The sequence below is a fragment of the Mycobacterium lentiflavum genome, from assembly GCF_022374895.2.
Classification (GTDB): Bacteria; Actinomycetota; Actinomycetes; order Mycobacteriales; family Mycobacteriaceae; genus Mycobacterium; species Mycobacterium lentiflavum.
Map to the genome: position 1 here is coordinate 5859639 of NZ_CP092423.2, position 17304 is coordinate 5876942.

At 65.8% G+C, this 17304-nt stretch carries 16 protein-coding genes; 5 read left to right on the forward strand and 11 right to left on the reverse strand.

What is annotated here, in order from left to right; all coding sequences use genetic code 11:
- Nucleotides 1–199 precede the first annotated feature (199 nt).
- Nucleotides 200–919, reverse strand: coding sequence for an FkbM family methyltransferase (locus MJO58_RS27280; protein WP_090597918.1), 720 nt, complete (start codon nt 917–919; stop codon nt 200–202).
- 161 nt (nt 920–1080) lie between these two features.
- Between MJO58_RS27280 and MJO58_RS27285 the strand changes: the two genes are divergently transcribed.
- From MJO58_RS27285 to MJO58_RS27305, 5 genes are read left to right on the forward strand one after another with little or no spacing between them, the layout of a single operon-like run.
- Nucleotides 1081–2049, forward strand: coding sequence for a TauD/TfdA dioxygenase family protein (locus tag MJO58_RS27285; RefSeq protein ID WP_239721556.1), 969 nt, complete (start codon nt 1081–1083; stop codon nt 2047–2049).
- A gap of 13 nt (nt 2050–2062) precedes the next feature.
- Nucleotides 2063–2902: a DUF6065 family protein gene (locus tag MJO58_RS27290; protein ID WP_239721557.1), complete on the forward strand. Its 840-nt coding sequence runs from the start codon at nt 2063–2065 to the stop codon at nt 2900–2902.
- A 7-nt stretch (nt 2903–2909) separates the two neighbouring features.
- Nucleotides 2910–3902, forward strand: a complete 993-nt coding sequence (locus MJO58_RS27295; RefSeq protein ID WP_239721559.1) for a sulfotransferase family protein — start codon at nt 2910–2912, stop codon at nt 3900–3902.
- A gap of 4 nt (nt 3903–3906) precedes the next feature.
- Nucleotides 3907–4560 (forward strand): hypothetical protein, encoded by a 654-nt coding sequence (locus tag MJO58_RS27300; protein ID WP_239721560.1) that lies wholly within the window; start codon nt 3907–3909, stop codon nt 4558–4560.
- A complete protein-coding gene (locus MJO58_RS27305; RefSeq protein ID WP_239721562.1) occupies nt 4557–5333 on the forward strand; it encodes a hypothetical protein in 777 nt (258 codons plus the stop codon). The genes MJO58_RS27300 and MJO58_RS27305 overlap by 4 nt, the downstream gene beginning before the upstream one ends.
- A gap of 4 nt (nt 5334–5337) precedes the next feature.
- Here MJO58_RS27305 and MJO58_RS27310 read toward each other — a convergent pair whose 3' ends face one another.
- From MJO58_RS27310 to mycP (MJO58_RS27355), 10 genes are all read right to left on the reverse strand, one after another.
- Entirely contained in the window at nt 5338–5928 is a 591-nt protein-coding gene (locus tag MJO58_RS27310) for a DUF4254 domain-containing protein (protein ID WP_090597929.1), read from the reverse strand.
- Nucleotides 5921–6910, reverse strand: coding sequence for a glycosyltransferase family 9 protein (locus MJO58_RS27315; RefSeq protein WP_239721563.1), 990 nt, complete (start codon nt 6908–6910; stop codon nt 5921–5923). Before MJO58_RS27315 ends, MJO58_RS27310 begins: the two co-directional genes overlap by 8 nt.
- A gap of 77 nt (nt 6911–6987) precedes the next feature.
- On the reverse strand, nt 6988–8007 hold the full coding sequence (locus tag MJO58_RS27320) for a glycosyltransferase family 9 protein (protein ID WP_090597934.1): 1020 nt from the start codon (nt 8005–8007) through the stop codon (nt 6988–6990).
- 11 nt (nt 8008–8018) lie between these two features.
- Entirely contained in the window at nt 8019–8804 is a 786-nt protein-coding gene (locus MJO58_RS27325) for a sulfotransferase family protein (protein ID WP_239721565.1), read from the reverse strand.
- A gap of 54 nt (nt 8805–8858) precedes the next feature.
- Nucleotides 8859–9206: a YbaB/EbfC family nucleoid-associated protein gene (locus MJO58_RS27330; RefSeq protein ID WP_239721566.1), complete on the reverse strand. Its 348-nt coding sequence runs from the start codon at nt 9204–9206 to the stop codon at nt 8859–8861.
- 148 nt (nt 9207–9354) lie between these two features.
- Nucleotides 9355–10755 (reverse strand): type VII secretion protein EccE, encoded by a 1401-nt coding sequence (eccE, locus tag MJO58_RS27335; protein WP_239721567.1) that lies wholly within the window; start codon nt 10753–10755, stop codon nt 9355–9357.
- Nucleotides 10756–10763: 8 nt separating this feature from the next.
- Nucleotides 10764–12110: a type VII secretion-associated serine protease mycosin gene (gene mycP / locus MJO58_RS27340; RefSeq protein WP_090608262.1), complete on the reverse strand. Its 1347-nt coding sequence runs from the start codon at nt 12108–12110 to the stop codon at nt 10764–10766.
- Nucleotides 12111–12267: 157 nt separating this feature from the next.
- Complete coding sequence (gene eccA / locus MJO58_RS27345) at nt 12268–14118, reverse strand: type VII secretion AAA-ATPase EccA (protein WP_239721568.1); 1851 nt, start codon at nt 14116–14118, stop codon at nt 12268–12270.
- Nucleotides 14115–15656: a type VII secretion protein EccE gene (gene eccE, locus MJO58_RS27350; protein WP_090597940.1), complete on the reverse strand. Its 1542-nt coding sequence runs from the start codon at nt 15654–15656 to the stop codon at nt 14115–14117. The genes eccA and eccE (MJO58_RS27350) overlap by 4 nt, the downstream gene beginning before the upstream one ends.
- Nucleotides 15653–17302, reverse strand: a complete 1650-nt coding sequence (mycP, locus tag MJO58_RS27355) for a type VII secretion-associated serine protease mycosin (RefSeq protein WP_434086391.1) — start codon at nt 17300–17302, stop codon at nt 15653–15655. Before mycP (MJO58_RS27355) ends, eccE (MJO58_RS27350) begins: the two co-directional genes overlap by 4 nt.
- Nucleotides 17303–17304: the final 2 nt, after the last annotated feature.

Sequence of the window (17304 nt, forward strand, 5' to 3'; positions counted from 1 at the left end):
TCGTAATGCACCAAACAGGGCCCACGTGCACCGATTTCACACCTGATCATCGCGGCTCTCGCGGTTTTCGCACGGCTATTTTTCGACACCACACCGAGCGCTGGCTCGACGGGGTTCGGATTCAGGTCGCCGACATCACCCGTTAAGCTCCGGTCCCCTGTCATTCATCCACAGTCCATTTCTGCGGTCGGGTCGGCGGTCAATCGTGCCCGCGGAAAAACACACCATCGGCTTGCAGCACTTGGCCGGTGCGGATATCGATGAAACCGGGCACCAATCCCGTCAGCATAAAACCCAACGAGTCCATCAGATCGAACGCCTCTTGAAACAGCATTCCCCCGTCGTACAAGGGTTCGAACGACAACTCTAATTCGATGCCGACACAACGGTCGTTGACGGTTGCGATGCCGCCATCGATGACTTGTTTCTCAAACCCCTGGACATCGATTTTTAGAAACACAACGTCGTTTGGCGCTAGGACTTCCGATGCGACCGAGTCGAGCCGGGACACGGTCACTTCCTCGGTGCCGACGTAGTTTGCCCGGGGAAACACGTCACGATGTCGTTGCAGCATCGGCAGGATGGAGCTGCTTTCGCCCGCGTTGCCTGCGACATTCATCGAAATCGCCCCGTCGAAATCACCCAGCGCACAGCGCCGGCAATCCCACCGCGGGAGCTTCGAGGCGCTGCGCTGCAGGCGGGCGAACGGCCCGGAGAGGGGTTCGAACGAAACGATGCGGCCGTCGAAATCTGCCTCACGCAAGCGGCCGGCGTACTGACCGGAATTGGCACCGACATCGAGAACGACGTCGACGCCTCGAGATTTGAGTTCATCCACGAATCTGCGCCGCCACTCCAATTCGGAATGGTAGTTCTTCACCTCCTTCTCGGCCCGGTTGGTGATCCAATACAAACCCATTGCGTCACACTAACATTGGTCCATTCGGCTACCGAATGGTTACGACGAGCAGCGCCCGCGGCCGGCGTGGTTATCCCCGAAGCGCGATATGCCCCCGGAGCGGCCATTGATGGGTATATTCGCATCGCCACGCCCATCCGCAATCAGGAGGGACCACCGCGATGGTAAGGCCGGCGGAAATCGCCCTCACCGTCACTCAATTGGGCACCCATATTGGCGCGCGGATCGATGGGGTGCGGCTCGGCGGTGATCTCGATGCGGGCGTGGTGGATCGGCTGCAGGCGGCACTGCTGCGTCACAAGGTGATCTTCTTCCGCGACCAGCACCACCTCGACGACGAGCTGCATTTCGCCTTCGCCAAGCGGCTCGGCGCGCCGATCCGGGTGTTCGGCGCCAATGCGATTCCCGATGGCCCACCCGGGGTGTCTGTGGTCGACTCCCAACGCGGCAAGGCAACGCGCTGGCATACCGACCACACGTTCACCCTCAACATCCCGAGGGCCTCGATACTGCGTGCGGTGACCCTGCCCGGCTACGGCGGATCGACCTTGTGGGCATCGACCGCGGCGGCCTACGCGTCGTTGCCCGCGCCGCTGAAACACCTCACCGAAAATCTCTGGGCACTGCACAGCAGCAACCGCTACGACCAGCTCGGCTACGTCGAGGGGGTAGGCGCCGTGTTGACTCCGGGTGGCACCCCCACCCCGTACCGCGCGCTGGAAGACACCAACATGCTGAGCAACCAGCTGCAGGCCGCGCGCGAAGAGGAATCCACCTTCCGGGTCGAACATCCGGTGGTGCGGGTGCACCCCGGTACCGGCGAGCGCACGCTGCTGCTCGGGCAGTGGGCGCGCGGATTCATCGGCCTCGAAAGTTACGAGTCGCAAACGCTGTTCGAGTTGCTGCAACGCCGTATCACGTTGCCGGAGAACACTATCCGGTGGGATTGGCAGCCAGGGGACGTGGCGATATGGGACAACTACGCCACCCAGCACCGCGCGGTCGACGATTACGACGACGAGTACCGCCTCATGCACCGTGTCGCGTTGATCGGCGAGGTCCCGGTCGATATACACGGACGGCGCAGCCGGCAGCTCAGCGGTGGGACACCCGAATCGATTACCGACTAGGAAGCGGGAATCCATGTCAGCGCAGGCGTCCGGCGGTAGCGAGCTCACTGCGGGCGATCGCGAACTCATTGCCTACGAGCTGCACAGCGGGCACGGAATCGAGTTGGTCCCCGCTTCGCGGGATCGCGGCTGGATGGACTCGACGCGCGAACGATTCGCCAATCGTTGCCTGCCCCTGCTGATGGCCAACCAGGCCGGTTGGCTTGTCATGAATACGGCGCGGGTGCGGGCGCGGTGGAACGGCGCGGCCGCGCAGGACTCCATCGAATTCGACTTCGGCGACCGTACGCCGACGTTTCGGCCGACCAGCCACTTCGGCCACGGGATCATTACCTGGAGCCTGCCGTTCCTGTTCCGCACCCCACCCGGTTTCAATCTGCTGGTCCGGGGTCCGGTCAACTGTCCGAAGCATGGTATCGCGGCACTGGAAGGACTAGTCGAGACCGACTGGTCGCCTTCAACTTTCACGCTCAACTGGAAGTTCACCCGGCCACGGGTCTGGGCGACCTTCGAAGAGGACGAGCCGGTCGGCATGCTGGTACCGCAACGGCGGGGCGAGCTCGATGAATTCGTGCCGAAGACGGTGTCGATCGCGGCGGCACCCGACGAATTGCGCGCGGCCTATCACACCTGGTGGCAGAACCGCCGTGCGTTCAACACGGATCTGCAGTATCCCGGGTCGTTCGCTCGCCAGGCGGGTTGGCAGAAGGACTACATGCGGGGCAAGCTCCCCGACGGCTCGGCGGCACCGGATCATGAAACCCGGATGCGTTTACGGCCGTTCATGCGCGTCGAAGAGGAGATCTGCGGATGGCCGATTCCGACCCTAACCCGCCCCGACGAAACCCGCTGAACTTCTGATGGGCCGCACCGAACTCGCCGACTGGACGCCGATCCGATTGGATTTCTCCGGTCCAGCCCCGGCGGTCTGGTGGGCCGATCTTTCGGGCGAGCGGTTCACCGATCCGTTCTTCGACCAAACCGTCGCCCGCTGGGAATCCGGCCCGACGGCGCGGCCGCTGGTCCGCACCGGCCTCGACGAGCTCGAGGGTCTCGACGGCACCCCGTCACTCGATCCGGCGGGCATCATCTTTCATCTCTCGCGGTGCGGGTCGACCCTGGTGTCCCGGCTGCTCGGCACATTGCCCGGCATCGTCGTGGTGGCCGAGCCGGCGCCGCTGAACTCGCTGCTCGGCCTCGATCCCGCACAGGTCGACCCGGCCTTCCTGGTCAAGGCGGTGCGGCTGCTGGTGCGCGCGCTCGGCCGACGCCGGCACGGCGACGAACGCCGACTCGTGCTCAAGTGCACCAGCTGGAACATCGTCCGTCGAGAGGTGCTTGCCGCGGCGTTCCCCCAAACACCCTGGATCTGGGTCCAGCGAGATCCGGCTCGCGTCCTGGCCTCGCTCCTCGCCGAACCGCCGGGTTGGCTGGCGCCCGCGGCCGATCTCGTTAAAGCCGCGCCGCTCTTCGGGATCGATCCGACTTTGGTACCCGCGATGGAGCGTGCCGAGTTCGCGGCCCGTGCGCTCGCCGCAATGCTCGAGGCCGCGGCTGACCAGCCGGTCGGGCGGCTTGTCCTCGACCATGCCGACCTGCCCGATGCCGTATGGGCCTGTGCGGCACCGCATTTCGGGCTGCCGACCAGTGCAGACGCGATCGACCGGATGGCCGAGCAATCCCGGTTCTACTCGAAGGACCGCGCACCTCGGCCCTTTGCCGGCGGCGGCGCCGAAGAGCGGCCGGTGTCCGAAGCGACGCGAAAGATTGCCGAGCGATTCGCCGCACCCGGCTATCGCGCGCTGGACAGCGTGGACTTGACCCGAGCCACACGCCTACCAGACGGGGCGTGACGAAATGGCGTTGTGTGCCGACGTCGCTCTGGTGAGCCTCGGGATGTCGTGCCAGGGAGCAATCCAACTGCAGGTACACCGCGCGCTCGTGGCCGAAATCGTCGGGTCAGCTCCCGTCATCAAACGCACGCCGTTCGACTGGCTGATCTGTCCGCCCGCGACCGCTGCGACCATGATCGCAACCGATCGGTACTACCCGCAGCGTGCCGCGGAGTTGGAATGCCGCCCCGACGCGCCGCCGCGTTGGCCTGCCGTGGGTGACTGTTATTTCTGGGATGAGCCGAAAAATGTTGCGTCGTACCCTGATTCATTCACGGCGAAGTTTGCGCACATATCGCAGACGCTCAGAGGCGTCGCCGGATTCACGCGCCGGATATTCTTCGTCGCCAACACCCAAGACAACCTCGCCGACGAAGTCCAGGCCGTGGCCGCGATCCCGTACATCTTCACCGACGAGGCGATCGACCGCCTCGCCGCTGCTGTATCACAACGCTTTGGCGGGGACCTCTATGTGGTGTCGACACCGACGCGCCACGAACTTATGGCGCCCGCCAACCTTGATCGGCTGCTGCTGATGGATGTCACCCCGGGTATCCGCGGCTCGGATTCCGACTGGTCCGCGGCCTTTCGCACGATGCTGCGGCGGTCGATGACGTGAAGCTGGACATCCACCTGCAGACCCATTCCGACATCAGCGTGCACGGTGCGCACCGCTACGTCGACGCGCCCAAAAGTGAGATCCTGCTGCGCTGTGCGCAATCGCTCGTCACGTCGATCAATCACGCCGAGGGCGACATCGTCTTGCGGGTCTTCGATGACCACTCGTCGCGCGAAGTCCTGCCGACGCTGCACCGGATACTCGAAACATGCAGCCACCCGGTCGAATTCATTGCGCTCGACGCTCGCGGGTACAACGCATCCTGTCTCGCGTCATTCTCCAGGGCGCGCGACGAAGCCCGCGAGCTCGTGTATCTCGTCGAAGACGACTACCTGCACGCCCCCTCCGCGATCCAAGAGATGCTCGACGTCCACGTGTTGCTGCAGCAGCGACTCGACGGCGGTGAGGTCGCGCTGCATCCGTATGACGATCCGAAGAATTACTGGAGCCCGATATTCAGTCGAGAGGACTGTCGCGTCGTATACGGCACCAAGAGGCACTGGCGCACCAACACACACACCACGAATACCTGCTGGTTAGAGATCGAGACGCTGCGCCGAAACTGGGAGCTGTTCGAGCTGCTCGCCCGGTATTCGAGCACGCCCTACGGCCAGCAGCACCATATCTTCGAAGCGTCGACCATCAACAAGATCTGGCGAGAGCAAGTCACCCTGTATACCCCGATACCCTCACTGGCACTTCATCTTCAGTACGAGGAACACAAGGACCCCTACCTCGACTGGAGGCAATGGTGGGCGGCCGCGGCCTATTGATGCCTCAGGGGTGGTAATTCTCGAACAGGTCGCAATAGCTTCGTTGCGCTGCCGACTTGAATTGCCGGTACACCTTGAAGCGCACCTCGCCGGCCTGCATGCGCGCGAGAAGCCGCTCGAGCCCACCGAACAGGTCTTCGTGCTGCTCGTCGAGCACGGCCAGACGGGCGCCGGGCTGGTCGTCACGATTCGTATGCACGATCCGTAGGGCAAGAACGGACAGCCGGTCGACTATGGTGCCGGGAGTTTCGGTGTGCAGCGGCGCATTTGGGTTCAGGTCGACGCGATCAAGCACGTTCGCGTCGAGGTCTTCGATCGCCGCATTGCGCCGGGCGTTGACCTCGTCGATGCAGCGTTTCCGGCGCGCTACCTCCTGGGCGTCGGTGCCGGGCCGACGAACGGCGTCTTCGTGATGCCACAGCGCGAAGTTCAGTGCGTGCAGGTAAAGGGCCTTCGCCGCGATGCCCTCGCGAGCGGCAGCCTCGGTTGACTCTTCGGTGTGCCAGCGCATCGCAAAGTCGTTGAACCGACGCACGGCGGCGAGTAAGTCCGCGCTCGTTGAGTCGTGCAGTACGCCTTCGGACCGCTCAGACATGCTCTGCCACGACCTCTTCCAGCGCCGCGAGCACTTCCTCCACCGTGATTTCCGTCATGGTGCTCCGGTCGATGTGCCGGTGCGGCCCGAATCGGAATCCCCATAGCTCGGGCCGGGTCGGTCCGAATAGGCCGACGCCGGGCACCCGTGCCAGATCCGCGGCGTGCAGCATCGCGGAGTCGACGCCGACGAAAAGGTCCGCGTTCGCGACCATCCCCATAGCGAGGTCGAGTGGGAGCCCAAGATAGGGAAAGACGCGATCACGCTCGCGCCCGACGTTGAGTTCCTCATCGCCCATCCCGACCACCCACACCACAAAGTCGCGGTGGCGCGACAAGAAACGGTCCAGCACATCGATGAACCTGGTTGCAGGCCAACGCTTGTCTGTCCAGCCGGCATCGGCGTGCACCACCATTACCTTGGTACCGGCGGGTACGGCGGCGCGAATGGACCGGGCTTCGTCCCGCACGGACTGCGCGAGCGGCACTGGCTGGGCATAGTTTTCGACGCGCAGCGACGGATCGAACAGCCGGGCCAGCTTGAACGTCAGGTCGGCCGAGTGTGGCAGATCCCGCGGGACGATGATGTCGTAGTCGTCGTCGGTAGGGAAGCCGATACTCGTGGTGGGAGCCAGGCGTCGCCACAGGGAGCGGATGAATATGTTCGACGGGATGTCCCACGGGATGGCGTTGATAAAGACATCGACGGCGCCGATGTCGGACGCCAATTCGTCGTAGTCGAGGGTCCGGCTTGCCTGCCGCCCTATCGGGGGTCCCCCCGGGGCCGTGCCGGTGATGTCGATCAAGCGCGGGCTGACCGCATGGAAGCAGAGGTCGAAGGCTTCCTTGGGACAGACTAATGTGAGTGGGGCGGTGAACATTTCGGCCAGCGCGCGCAGCGTCGGCAGGGTCAGGATGGAGTCGCCGATCAGGGTGGAGAAATACACCACCGGGGTGCGTGCCCGCAGCAGGTTGGCGAGCACGTCAGGCTCAACACTTGACGTGCGACCGCCCCGCAGAACTGTAATTTCGTTCAACCCGACCAACCTCCAGCGAGAGCTTAGACGGCCGGGCCATCGCGTCGCACCACAATGTCATGGTCGACCAGGTCTTCCAGCGCGTTCAGGACCGATTCGACGGTGATGTCGGCCATCGTGCTCATATCGATGTGCCGGTGTGGCGCGAACCTGAACCCCCACTCGTCGGCACGCGTTGCGCCGAAAAGCCCGACGCCGGGCACTCGCGCCAGATCGGCGGCATGCAGCATGCTGGAATCTATCCCGACGAAAAGGTCTGCGGTGGCGACCAAACCGACGGTGAGGCCCAGTGGCAATCCGAGGTGCGAAACCACGCGGTCGCCATGCCGGCCGACATTGAGGTCCTCGGATCCCATCCCGACCACCCAGGCCACGAAGTCGGGGTGGCGCGCCAAGAATTGATCCAGCAGATCGATGAATCTGGTGACGGGCCAGCGCTTCTCCATCCAATTGCTGTCCGCATGCACGACGAGCACTTTGGCCCCGGCGGGCACCGCGGCCCGGATCGATCGGGCCTGCTCCTGCACTGGCGCCGGGATGGGCACCGGCTGGGCATAGCTTTCGATGCGCAGCGAGGGATCGAACAGCTGGGCCAACCTGAATGTCGAGTCCGCGGAGTGACAATCCCCCTTGGGGATCACGATATCGTGGCCTGCGGTGGTGAAGCCGATGCTCGTCGTGGGCGCCAGGCGTTGCAGGAGGGGGTGGATGATGATGCTGGACAGCGAGCTCCACGGCAGCGTGTCGATGAAGACATCGACCGGACCTATCTCCGCCGCCAGCGCGTCGTAGTCGGGGGGCCGCTGCGGACCTCCCGGCAATGGCGGCGGGCCCATCAGGGGCAGTCCCGTGACGTCGACAAGACGCGGGCTTATCTCCCGAAAGCACAGGTCGAACGCGACCTTGGGACAGATCAATGTGATTGGTGCACTGAACATTTCACCCAAAGCGCGCAGGGTGGGCAGCGTCAGCACGGCGTCGCCGACATTGGTGACGAAACAAAACGCGGGTCTTTGCGCCTGCAGCAGTTCACTTAACGCCATGGCACACCCGGTCAGTTGTAGCCGAAGCGCTGCGCCAGGGCATCGACCCGAGACCAGGCCGGGTCGTCGGCGTCGATGCGGGCCCGAGCCCGTGGCGCCTGGTGAAGCGCCGCAAGGTTGCCGGCCTTCCACGGCAGCGGGACGCCACTGCGGTAGAACTGGTTGTCGCCGACAGTCTCCGGGGCGTGATGAGTCAATGCGACCGGGTTGTCGGAAAAACTCAGCCCCCACCGCTGCAACGCGGTGTCGAGTGTCTCCCTGGGCTGAGCCGCAAAGTCTTCGTAGCGCAGCGTCACCAATTCGGCGTCGTCAGCCGCCAGCGGGTCCAGGGAACCTTCCACCAGCGCAAGGGCTTCGGCAACAGTGTCCTTGATCCAGAAGTCCAAATCGGTGCGCTGGTCCGAATCCCGGTGCAGCAGATACGAGTTCACCACCTCACGCGGATCGCGCAGCACGAACAGGACGACGGCCTCGGGAAAGCATCGCCGCAGGCCCGCCAGCCGCATCGCATATCTCGGGTTCTTCTCGCCCCAGATCGTGCAGGGCTGGGCGATTTCGCTCATGATCGCCCGCAGCGCCTGGGCCGGGTTCGCCGTCTCCTGCAGGCGGCGCCGATAAGCCTGGTAGCGGTCGCGCTCCAGCAGGAAGGCCGCCAAGGTTCCCACGATCGGCCCCGCCGACCGATCGACTTCGATCAGATCGATCTCGTCGAAGATCTTGATGTCTTCATGGTCGTTGAGGAACTGGGTGACGATGGTCAACCCGGACCTCGGCGGCCCAACGACAAACAGCTGCACGGCTTGACCGTATCCCCTGAACGGTCGCCCGCCGCAGCGACAATGTCGGTTCCCCTAGTCCTCCCCGGCGATCTTCTGCAGCGAATCGACGATCTTGGACAACTTTTCGAAGGTCTCCACCTGACCCGCCTCGATGCTTGCCGACGCTTCGGCAGTGGCCTTCGCGAGCGCCTCGTTGATGCGTTCCTGCACTGTTTCGGCGCCCAGCCGCAGCAGGCCGTCCTCGATGTGAACCTGCGTCACACACATGTCACTGTTGATGACCACCTCGACCGTCTCAGATTCGTCCTTGGCCGTGAAGGAGCCGGTGCCCCGCTGCTTCAAGGCGCCCTCGAGGACGTCGCTGAACTTCTTGAACTCGTCCATGACCGCAGTGGCCTGCGGGTGCTCGTGTGGTTGCACGTCAGATCTTCCTTCGCGTCGGGGATAACCAGCCTGCCTGGGCGGGTGTCTCGGCCAGGCAGACTCTTAGTGTAAGGCGGCGCGCAGCACCTCGAAGACAGTTAAATACCTGTTCATCTGGGCCAACCAGGTGCCCGGAGCGAAGGCGTCAGGAGGCTTCGCGCCGGCCGGGCAGCGCGCTCAGGTATCGACTTTCGTCGGGCTGGGAAACCGGCTGGATCGGCAACTGGCGGTGCCGCGGGGTGCTGATCACGTTGTTGCGCAGGATCACCCGGTCCACCCCAGAATGCCGGCCCAGATAGGTTGTCGCGTGCGGCCACGACACTTTCGACTCCGGCCCGACGTCCGCGCCGATCAGATCGGCGAATTCCTGGAAATGCGCCGCGAGCGTCACGGTTCCGCCCGCGGCCGCCGCACGGACGGCGAATTGCATGAATGCCCGGGCATCACCCAGGTTGATGCTCGCGTCGACATCGTCGAACGGCATGTAAACCGGATACTTGCTCGCCGTCTCGCCGACCAGTACACCCGCCGACCCGATCGGCAGTTGCCAATGGCGGCCGGAGACGACGGTCTGGCCTTGCAGCGCGGCCCGCTGCCCACCCGATACGCGCGAAAAACCGCGCGGTCTTTTCGCTTTTTTCGCCGTGGTCAGCAGCACCGTGGAACGTGGCGCCATCCCCGCGACGATGCGGACTCGGGTGATCGTGTGATCGGCCGGCACCGACCACCAAACATCCGGGCCGCCCGGTGCGATGTAGGCGGCGGTGAAGTTGTCCTGCCCTTTGATCCTCGACCACTTCTCCCGCACGAAGCTGATCTCAGTCGCGTGGTCGAAATCGTCGAAACTGCGCGCACATTCGGCATCGACGCCATGGCTGGCCAACCGGTCGGCAATCCGCGTGGTCGACGCCACCAGGTAGCGGGCGATCCCGGCGACGCCCTCGTCGCGCCGCCGGGCCGACGCCTGAGCGCGCTGCGGATCGGCGCGCATCATGATCCAGGTCCGCCGGTAGGCCGGCGCCGGGTCACGGCCGATCACTTCCCGGTACAAATCCAGCACCTCCGCGGACGCCGTGGTGCCCACCCGGAAGCCGGACGACACCACATCGGCCTCCAAGTCGGGACAGTGCACCGCGAGCAGTTGCTCCAGCAACCGCGTGTCGACCACGTCGTCGGTGTTCGCCTTCCCGTCGACGACCACCGTCGGCGTGAACGGCCGCGGAATGAGCTCGATGACCGCGACCAGATGCTCGCCTTGCCAGCGCACGGCCACGTGGTCGCCGGGCAGAACGGTGGCACCGACCTCGGCCTCGGAGGGGAGTTCGGGTGACCGACGATGCCGCAGCAGCCAAGCGAACATCGCCACCACCCAGCCGGTGAGCCGCCGGCCGCGGAAGGTGACCGTCGCGATTACGGCGCCGACCGCTACCAGGGTTGGGCCGGCCCACTCGTAACGCGTCCCCATGAACAGCAGGATGCACAGCGGGCCCAGCGCGGCTGCCCACATCGCGTGACCGCTGCTGAACCGGAGTCGTAGTGATCGCATGGGCGTCGTCAGGGCCGTTTCAGGGCTCGCCCGACGAGCGCGGCCAGTCCCAGCGCGACGATCAAACCCATGACCCCCATCGTGACAGCATCGATCGGCCCGTGATCGGGGCCCGGCACCGGCACCGGGGCTTGAATTGCTTTGACCGGATCCACCGTCGCCGGCGGGCCGGCCGGGATGTCCCAGGTGAGCGCGGCGACCGCATCGATGATGCCCGCACCGACGGCATCGTCGACGCCGCCCCCGGGGTGGCGCGCCGTCGCGGCGATCCGGTGCATGACTTGGGCCGGCGTCAGGTCGGGGAATTTCTGCCGCACCAGCGCCGCCAGACCGGACACGTACGCCGCCGCGAACGAGGTTCCCGCGATCGGCACCGGACCCTCCTTGCCCGACAACGCATCCACCGGGTCGCCGCCAGGGCCGAGCGCGATGACGTTGTCGGCGGCGGCGGCCACACTCACCCACGGTCCATGCATCGAAAACTCACTCGGTGCCCCGTTTTGCCCGACACCCCCGACGGTCAGCACCAGCGGCGCGTACCAGGCCGGCGTGACGATCGTCTGAACCACTTGCCAGCCGCGCGGATCGGAGGGAATGGCCGCGTCGGGCGGCGGATTCTGCTGGCAATCCCCGCCGACGTTGCCGGCCGCGACGACGACCACGGCGCCCTTGACGTTGACCGCGTAATTCAGCGCGCCACCCAACGTGGTCTCGTCGACCTGCTTTTTTGCCTTGAAGCAGGCGGCCTCGCTGATGTTGATCACTCCGGCACCCAGATTGGCTGCGTGCACCACCGCGCGGGCCAGGCTGCGCACGGAGCCGGCGGCCGGCGTCGCGTTCGGGTCGGCTTGGTCGGGTTGGGAATCCTTCGGCTCGAAGGCCTCCGACGTCTGGCGCACCGAGATCAGCCGCGCGTCGGGTGCGACACCGACGAATCCGTCGGTCAGCGAGGGCCGCCCGGCGATGATCGATGCGGTCAGTGTCCCGTGCGAGTCACAGTCGGAGAGCCCGTTGCCGTCCTTGACGACGAAATCGCCACCCGGCTCGGCCGGAACGCGGGGCGAGGCGTCCACCCCGGTATCGATCACGGCCACCGAGACACCGGCGCCGGTTGCGAACTTCTGGGCCTGGGTGATGCCGAGGTAGGTATTGGGCCACGGTGCATCGTGGAAATTGGTGCCCGGCAGCGATAACGGCGCCTTACAGACACGCTTCTGTTCGAGGGGCTGATCGGGACCCGTCACATCGGGTGGAACCGCCGTCGAGTCGATTAACGGGGGCGATACCGCCACGGCAGGAGGTGCACTGATCATGGCTAGCATCAACGCCACCGTGATCAGCAAGATACGGTGCACCGCCGGACGCTCCATTCGTCAGCCTTGTTTCGCCACCGCACTATCCCGGTCGCGGGCCTGCGTGCATCTTAAGCTTTCCGGCTGCGCCGACAACGGGGTTTCCCGCAACGCTGGCCACCTGCGCGCCCGAGCGCATCCGCTTAAGAGTCGCGGCTGATCAAAGCACTATCGGCACATGCTTTTCCGCACATGCGTCCCGCACCGCCGCAACGATGTCCTGGGTACGTAGCGTTTGCAGATCCTCTACCGTCACCGACCCTTTGTCGACACGGTGCTGCGCGGCCACCCGGGAGTCGCGCAATCGTTCCGCGCGCTCAACGACATTGCGCGCGAATCGGCCGTTGTGCATGACGTCGATGCCGTGCTGGCCATCGGGTGCGCGGTACCCGCGCAATGTTGCGCAGGCGGCGGTCAGCGCCTCGGCGGTGGCGGGGTCGAGAACCGTGGCGCGCGGCTTGCCGTAGCGGACCGCGATTTCCACCAACTCATCAGGTGTGTAGGACTCGAAGCGCAGTTTGCGGTTGAACCGGCCCGCCAGACCAGGGTTGACGGTGAGGAATTCGTCGACTTCCTTTTCGTATCCCGCGCCGATGAAGCAGAAGTCGAAGCGGTGCACCTCGAGCGCGACCAGCAGCTGGTTGACCGCCTCCATGCCGATCATGTCCGGCCGACCGTCCTGGTGGCGTTCCACCAGCGAATAGAACTCGTCCATGAACAGGATGCGGCCCAGCGACCGATTGATCAGCTCGTTGGTCTTGGGCCCCGACGCGCCGATGTGCTCCCCGCAGAAATCCGCCCGCTTCACTTCGACGATCTCCGGATGGCGCACGATGCCCAGCCCAGCGTAGATCTTGCCGAGCGCCTCGGCGGTGGTGGTCTTACCGGTGCCCGGTGGTCCGACCAGCAGCATGTGGTTGGTCTGATTGGCCACGGGCAGGCCCGCCGCCAGCCGCAGCGCACGAACCTCGATCTGGTCTTCAAGTTCGGCTACCGCGCGTTTAACGTCGGCCAATCCGACTTGGTTGTCGAGTAGCGCGCGACCCTCCTGCAGCAGTTCGGTGCGACGCTCCCGGTGCTCCTCCTCCTGTCGCTGCTGCTCTGACAGCTCGGTGGTCACATCCCATTTGTTGGTGCGGGAACTGATGGCGTCCTCGTCGGTGACGACCAACTGCAGGGCGGGGTCGGCAAGCGCTTGCTTGGCCGGCTCGATCAACGCGCCGTTGATCGTCGCCTTGGACAGCCAGATCTGCGCCTTGGGCTCTTCGCCGAGCTGGCGATGTGCCATCCCCCGCACATAGGCGAGGTCGGCGGCGATCAACGGGAAGTCGGTGGGATCGACTGCGGTGACAGCGGTCTCGAGGTGCTGACGACGCGTCTCGGTCGGGCCGCCGAACCCGGCGCGCAGTTCGACCCGATCGGTCCATTCCAGCGCGACGCGCGCCTGCCCGAGATGGGCCGCGGCATGTGCCGCCAGCGTGCAAGTGGCCGCGGTGACCGCCGACATGATGATGGCCTGCGGTGGCAAGATGGCCGCCGCCACCGAGATGACGTCCGGCCATCGTTGGGTGGCGAACATCAGATAGGACTCGATGTACTGCTTCCACTGGTGGTTCTCCCAGGTGTCGAGCAGCGTCGAATCACCAAGCAGCGCTTCGGCTTTCTCGTATTGGCGATCGTCGATGAGCGCACTCGCCAGCGCCAGGCCGGCATGCGAGGCCTCGGTCACCGAGATCGACAGATACGGCCCGGCTTTGATCGGGGCCGACAGTCGCGCCCCGATCCGGTTGGTCTCGCGGTGCAGCCGGCTGCCGTAGTTGTAGAGCTGTTCGACGGTCGACAACGCCTCGTCACCCGCGGCGATCCGGCCCAGCCAGGCGTCGGCCATCGAGGGGTCGACTTCGGTTGCCTCCCGAAACCGGGCAGCCGCGGCGGCGGGGTCGCTGTCGAGCAACGCCATCGCCGCATCGAAATACTTTCGCGCGGCGGCCGGCGTCGTGCTGCTGGTCATGGGGTGTCCACCGCTTCGAGATCAGGGGTTCGCAATGACATCGGTTCCGACGATACGTATCTATTCTCGGCGCGGAATAGCTCCACTTCGACCACATGCAGGTGACCGTCGGCCGCGATCACATCGACCGTCGCCGGACCCGTCTGGGTGATCAACACGTTTGCGGTTCCCCGGTACGGCTCGCCCGGCTCGCCTATCGAGATGAGGGTGTTGGGTCGCGGCGCCGGCGACATGCTGCCGTCGACGACGCTGACCGTGGTGCCCGACACCGGCTTCGGCTGATCGGTCACGGCGACGTCCGGCATGCGAACACTGGCCCACCGCTGCATGTTTCGAGTGTGCACGGTGATCCGCTCGCCGGCACCGGCCAGGCGGATGATGAACCGCTTGGCCAGCGCGTCCTCTGCGGCGACATGCACCCGGCTGAACTCCCCGGCGTCGTCGAGCGGCAGCAGCATGCGATTCCCGCCGGCGACCTTGCCGAGCAGCACACCCGACGGTCCGATCGGCACGACGAGCGGACCGTGCAGCACACCACGACGGATGCCGCGCAGGGGTGGCAGCGGTCCGCACAGACTGGCGGCGACGGCTTGGGCCTGCTCGCCCCACAGGGTCTTCAGTCGCATGCTCAGCGATGCCGAAGGTGGCTGGGCGCTGCGTACGGTGACGGTGGCCGTCGCGGTGCCGTCACTGAAAAGCGTGATGTTCTGCACGATCCCGTCGACGCGTGCCGACCACGCTTCGGCCAGCGTGTCCGAGGTGATGTCGCCGGGCCGGTACCAATAGGTGGTCAACCACCCGCTGTCGCCGCGCACCGATCGCCACCGCCGATTCGAGACGTCCAGCGCCGAGCGGCCCAACCGCCGCTCCATCTCAACGATGTCGGTGGCGGTGGCGACCTTGGCGCGGATGCCGTGTTGGCGCAGCGCCGCGCTGATCCGCTGGGCGGCCGCGAGGGTGGCGGTACCGAGCGAGGTGCGCCCGCGCAGCGCCTCAACATTGGCCAGGGCCGCGATGCGCACGATGAGCCAGGTCTCGCGTTGGCCGGCGTAGGGCGGCGTGCCGATCAGCGTGTCATACACCCGGGGATAGTCACCCGTGCTGCGACGGCGAGCGCCCGCAGTGACAACGCTGAGCGAATCCAGGGTGAGACCCAGGCTCTGGTGCAGCAGCGGCATCAGTTCGGTGACATCGAAGGAGTTTTCGGTATAGGTCGCGGTGGAACCGGTGAACAGCGTTGGTGCGTGCGCCTTTCCGAGCAGCTGGACCGCGGCCACCGCGACGCCGTCCTGGTAGCGGATGCCGCCACCGGCACGGTCGTTGGCCACCGTGAGCGGCTCGGTCCACGCGATCGGGCGACGGCGCCGAAGCCACAGGATCAGCCAGGACCACATCGGCTGACCGCGCCATCGGATGGCGCCGAGCGCGATTCCGGTCACCAAACCCGCTGCCGCACCGGGGTATCCGCCAACCGCCCATCCAATCGTGGCGGCGATGAAGATGGCGAAGATGATCGTCAGCTTCGTGGCGGCGGTCATCGCTCGCGCCTCGCTCGAACGATCAGCGCGACGACGGCGATCGTCGCCGCCACGACACCGGCGAAGATCATGGCGACATTGCGGGCGCGGTGATCCGGTAGCGGTGGCGGCGGTGCCGGGTGTAGAACACGACTGGCAGCCGCGGGTGAAAGCCGTTCCCCCGCAGGCACATCGAAGGTCAACGCGGCCACCGGGTCCACTACGCCGTAGCCAACTTGGTTGTCTACACCGCGGGGTGGATTGTGCGCGGTCTGCAGAATCCTGTTGATGATCTGGTGCGCGGACAGTCCCGGATATTTGGCCCGCACCAAAGCGGCCACCCCGCTGACATACGCCGCGGAAAAGCTGGTGCCCCAGAACGGCATGTTCTTCTCGCCCGGCCGGATCGGCGGGTAGCCATTCACCGGTCCCCCGGTTTCCGGCGATAGGCCCATGATCCCGACGCCCGGTGCCGCCGCCGCGACCCAGGGTCCTGCCAGGCTCTTGTTGATCGGTGCGCCGGTGTTGTCGACCGCGCCCACCGACAACACATAGTCGGAGAACCAGGACGGCGACGATACCGTCTTGACTTGGTGCCAGTCGCGCGGGTCGGACGCGTTGAGCGGGTCGAAGGTCGGGTTTTGGGCGCAGCCTTCTTCGTTGTCATTGCCGGCGGCGGCGACGATGACCGCGTCCTTGACCGTAGCCGCGTACCAGACGGCGGCGCCGATGGCGGTCTGATCCAGCGGATCGGCGGCCGAAACACAGGCTGTGACACTGATATTGATCACTTTCGCGCCCATGTTCGCCGCGTGCACAATCGCGCTGGCCAGTGTCGCGATGGTGCCGGCCTTCTTGCGTCCCTCGAAGTCGCCGCCGCCGGGGTTCACCGGCTCGAAGGCACGCGAGGACTGGCGGATGGAGATGACGGTCGCGTGCGGTGCGATGCCCGCGACTCCGTCGGGTGCGCCCGGGGGCGGTGGTGGCACCTCGGGATCGTCGGGCTGTCCGGGCGCCGGGTCCCCCGGCCCGTTCGATGGCGCGTCCGGTGGGGGCGGTGGTGGCGGCGGTGCCACCGTCTGGGTGATCGTCACCGGCGAGGGCGGTGGCGGAGGTGCGGGCGGCGGCGGTGGTCCGCCGGGTGGCGGTGCTCCCGCATCGGTTGGCGGCGGGCCCGCCGGTGGCGGGAAGGCGGGGGTGCTCGGCATCGGGGCCGGCATCGGAGTGCCTTGCGGCGCGGCGCCAATCACGGACGCCACGACGGTGCCATGCGCGTCGCAGTCGCTCAGACCGTCACCGCCCATGATGTAGTCGCCACCGGCCACCACCGGCAGTCGGCGACTCGGGTTGATGCCGGTGTCGATGACCGCGACGGGCACCCCGTTGCCGGTCGAGTACTGCCAGGCCTTGCTGACGTTGAGCATCGTGAAACCGGGCGCGGGCAGGGCCACGTTCGGATCGGCGACGGTAATCGTTCGCGCACAGGCGAAGGCTTGCCGCATCGGCTGATCGGACGCCGGCTTGCCGTCGGCCGGCACCCGGCCGGGATCCACAACTGGCGGTGGAATCCCTTGAGCCGCAGGTAGTCCCGCTATCAAGGTGACCAGCAGGCTCGTCAGCGCCGTGGCGGCGACCCGCTGGGTCATTGCGCGAGCGGTGAGCGCCATCC

Bases quoted from the DNA above. Each gene is read 5' to 3' on its own strand.
- mycP (WP_434086391.1), bottom strand. From the start codon at position 17,302: ATGGCGCTCACCGCTCGCGCAATGACCCAGCGGGTCGCCGCCACGGCG.
- MJO58_RS27310 (WP_090597929.1), bottom strand. From the start codon at position 5,928: ATGTCTGAGCGGTCCGAAGGCGTACTGCACGACTCAACGAGCGCGGAC.
- MJO58_RS27295 (WP_239721559.1), top strand. From the start codon at position 2,910: ATGGGCCGCACCGAACTCGCCGACTGGACGCCGATCCGATTGGATTTC.
- MJO58_RS27285 (WP_239721556.1), top strand. From the start codon at position 1,081: ATGGTAAGGCCGGCGGAAATCGCCCTCACCGTCACTCAATTGGGCACC.
- eccE (WP_239721567.1), bottom strand. From the start codon at position 10,755: ATGCGATCACTACGACTCCGGTTCAGCAGCGGTCACGCGATGTGGGCA.
- eccA (WP_239721568.1), bottom strand. From the start codon at position 14,118: ATGACCAGCAGCACGACGCCGGCCGCCGCGCGAAAGTATTTCGATGCG.
- MJO58_RS27290 (WP_239721557.1), top strand. From the start codon at position 2,063: ATGTCAGCGCAGGCGTCCGGCGGTAGCGAGCTCACTGCGGGCGATCGC.
- MJO58_RS27280 (WP_090597918.1), bottom strand. From the start codon at position 919: ATGGGTTTGTATTGGATCACCAACCGGGCCGAGAAGGAGGTGAAGAAC.
- MJO58_RS27300 (WP_239721560.1), top strand. From the start codon at position 3,907: ATGGCGTTGTGTGCCGACGTCGCTCTGGTGAGCCTCGGGATGTCGTGC.
- eccE (WP_090597940.1), bottom strand. From the start codon at position 15,656: ATGACCGCCGCCACGAAGCTGACGATCATCTTCGCCATCTTCATCGCC.
- MJO58_RS27320 (WP_090597934.1), bottom strand. From the start codon at position 8,007: ATGGCGTTAAGTGAACTGCTGCAGGCGCAAAGACCCGCGTTTTGTTTC.